This is a genomic window from Acinetobacter sp. ANC_7513 (genome assembly GCF_056779915.1).
This window is the reverse complement of the sequence record NZ_JBWYIW010000036.1, coordinates 1-258: the sequence shown is the minus strand read 5'-3', so window position 1 is coordinate 258 and position 258 is coordinate 1. Positions and strand designations below refer to the sequence as shown.

Here is a 258-nt window from a genome sequence, read left to right as displayed (position 1 = left end):
AAAGAAGATGCACAAGCGAAAGTTGATGCACTTCCAGAAGGAGCAGACAAAGACGCATTGGATGCACGCTTAGATGATCTAGTCGACATCATCTTACCAACAGTAAATGATGAAAACGAAGATGGCATAGCAGATGAGTACGAACAAGTATTGGCAGATGCCGAAGCAGCAGTAGAGGCGGCTGAAGCAGCATACGCTGCGGCAGAACAAGCGCTGATCGATGCAAATGCCAATGGCCTCATCACCCCAACAGAACTT

General features: G+C 47.7%; 1 protein-coding gene. It reads left to right on the top strand.

What is annotated here, in order from left to right; genetic code table 11:
- Window positions 1–258 (top strand): GA-like domain-containing protein (locus tag AC1M9B_RS14430; protein WP_481609343.1); only part of this gene is annotated, 258 nt, incomplete at both ends.